The organism is Mycobacterium sp. SP-6446 (assembly GCF_001954045.1).
Taxonomy (GTDB): domain Bacteria; phylum Actinomycetota; class Actinomycetes; order Mycobacteriales; family Mycobacteriaceae; genus Mycobacterium.
The window spans coordinates 1-2014 of sequence record NZ_MBEM01000208.1 but is presented as its reverse complement, the minus strand read 5'-3'; the positions used below and the strand labels follow the sequence as shown (position 1 = coordinate 2014).

General features: G+C 65.8%; 4 protein-coding genes. 2 read left to right on the top strand and 2 right to left on the bottom strand.

The window, feature by feature from the left end:
* Positions 1 to 516, top strand: a 516-nt coding sequence (locus A5736_RS18955; RefSeq protein WP_175611332.1) for a ribonucleotide-diphosphate reductase subunit beta, incomplete at its 5' end; no start/stop codon positions are given.
* 22 nt (positions 517 to 538) lie between these two features.
* Here A5736_RS18955 and A5736_RS18950 read toward each other — a convergent pair.
* Positions 539 to 856, bottom strand: coding sequence for a hypothetical protein (locus A5736_RS18950; protein ID WP_076247956.1), 318 nt, complete (start codon positions 854 to 856; stop codon positions 539 to 541).
* Between the two features lie 168 nt (positions 857 to 1024).
* Here A5736_RS18950 and A5736_RS18945 point away from each other — a divergent pair, with 168 nt between their 5' ends.
* Positions 1025 to 1450, top strand: a complete 426-nt coding sequence (locus A5736_RS18945) for a DUF3349 domain-containing protein (protein ID WP_076247954.1) — start codon at positions 1025 to 1027, stop codon at positions 1448 to 1450.
* Here A5736_RS18945 and A5736_RS18940 read toward each other — a convergent pair.
* Positions 1439 to 2014 (bottom strand): NAD(P)-dependent alcohol dehydrogenase (locus A5736_RS18940; RefSeq protein WP_139333417.1); only part of this gene is annotated, 576 nt, incomplete at its 5' end. The two genes, A5736_RS18945 and A5736_RS18940, sit on opposite strands and share 12 nt — an antisense overlap.

Below are 2014 nucleotides of genomic sequence, written 5' to 3'. Positions count from 1 at the left end.
AAGCGCAAGGTGGCCTCCACGCTGCTGGAGAGTTTCCTCTTCTACTCCGGGTTCTATCTGCCGATGTACTGGTCGAGCCGGGCCAAGCTGACCAATACCGCCGACATGATCCGGCTGATCATCCGCGACGAGGCCGTGCACGGCTACTACATCGGCTACAAGTTCCAGCGTGGCCTGGCATTGGTCGACGAGGTCAAGCGCGGTGAACTCAAGGACTACACCTACGAACTGCTCTTCGAGCTGTACGACAACGAGGTGGAGTACACCCAGGACCTCTACGACGAGGTCGGGCTGACCGAGGACGTGAAGAAGTTCCTGCGCTACAACGCCAACAAGGCGCTGATGAACCTCGGCTACGAGGCGCTGTTCCCCCGCGACGAGACCGACGTGAACCCGGCGATCCTGTCCGCGCTGTCACCCAACGCCGACGAGAACCACGACTTCTTCTCCGGCTCCGGCTCGTCGTACGTGATCGGCAAGGCCGTCGTCACCGAGGACGAGGACTGGGACTTCTGAAACCCGCGCCGGCGGTCGTCGATCAGTTGTGGCCGTCGGCGCCGTCGAGGTGTTGGGCCTGGGTGGGCGAGTAAAACCTCGGCGCGATCGTCGCCATCACCGGTAAGCGCAGCGTCACCCCGTCGCGGATCGGCATGCGGACGTTGACGTACACGACCTGCATGTCCAGGCCCATCTGGACGCGCATTTCCCGCAGGCTCTCGGTTTGCACGGCCAGGCCCATGTCCCGTAGGCGCGCCGCCAAGCCGCGCTGCAAAGCCCGGACCGGTTTCAGATCGCCCGGGTTATTGAGATGCACGTAAGCGATTGGCTTGGGAAGCTTCGGGCTGGGTCGGGTCATGGCTCGACTGTACTCCGCGCGGCGAACGAGAAAGCGCCAAAACCGTTTTTGACCAGCGGCTGGGGATTCTGCCGGCCCGACGGTACGGGCGGTGAACGGGGCATGAATTGTCGGGACGGGGCGATGCCCCGGTGGCGCGGGCGACCGCGAAGCCATGACACTGATGGGGTGACCACATCCGGTTCTTCGCGCAATCACCCCCACTTCCTGCGGTCGGTAATCCGCTGGCTGCAAGTCGGCTACCCCGATGGCGTGCCCGGTCCCGACCGGGTGCCGCTGATGGCGCTGCTGCGCAGCACGCCGCTGACTGCCGATCAGCTCAAGGAGGTCGTGAGCAACCTGACCGCGAAAGGATCACCCGCGATTACCGACGGCGTGATCGACCGCAACGAGATCGCCGAGACCATCTCCGAGCTGACGCATCGCGACCCCGGCCCGGAGAACGTCCGCCGCGTCGCCGCCACCCTGGCCGCCGCCGGATGGCCGCTGGCCGGCATCGACGTCAGCGAGGTTATCCCCGGTGACGAAGATGGCGAGGCCGCTGAAGAGATCGCGTGCGGGCGCAGTGTGGCCGAGGGCGCCTCACAGGCGTGAGATGTCGATGACGAAGCGGTAGCGCACGTCGCTGGCGAGCACGCGCTCGTAGGCTTCGTTGACGTAGTCCGGCTCGATGAGCTCGATTTCGGGCGTCACGTCGTGCTCGGCGCAGAAATCCAGCATTTCCTGGGTCTCGGCGATCCCGCCGATGTTCGACCCGGACAGGCTGCGCCGCGCCAGCGCCAGCGGGAACGCGCCGACCTCCATCGGATGCTCGGGAATGCCGAGCTCGACCAGCGTCCCGTCGACGTCGAGCAGGCCGAGGTAGTCGTTGAGCTTCAAGTTCGCCGACACCGTGTTGAGGATCAGGTCGAAGTTGCTGCGCAGCTTCTTGAAGGTGTCGGGGTCGGCCGTCGCGTAGTAGTGGCTCGCGCCGAGGCGCAGCCCGTCCTCCATCTTCTTCAGCGACTGCGACAGCACCGTCACCTCGGCGCCCATCGCGGCGCCCAGCTTGACGCCCATGTGCCCCAGGCCGCCCAGGCCGATGATCGCCAGGCGGGTGTTCGCCCCGGCGTTCCAGTGCCGCAGCGGCGAGAACAGCGTGATGCCCGCGCACAGCAG

Bases quoted from the DNA above. Each gene is read 5' to 3' on its own strand.
- A5736_RS18950 (WP_076247956.1), bottom strand. From the start codon at position 856: ATGACCCGACCCAGCCCGAAGCTTCCCAAGCCAATCGCTTACGTGCAT.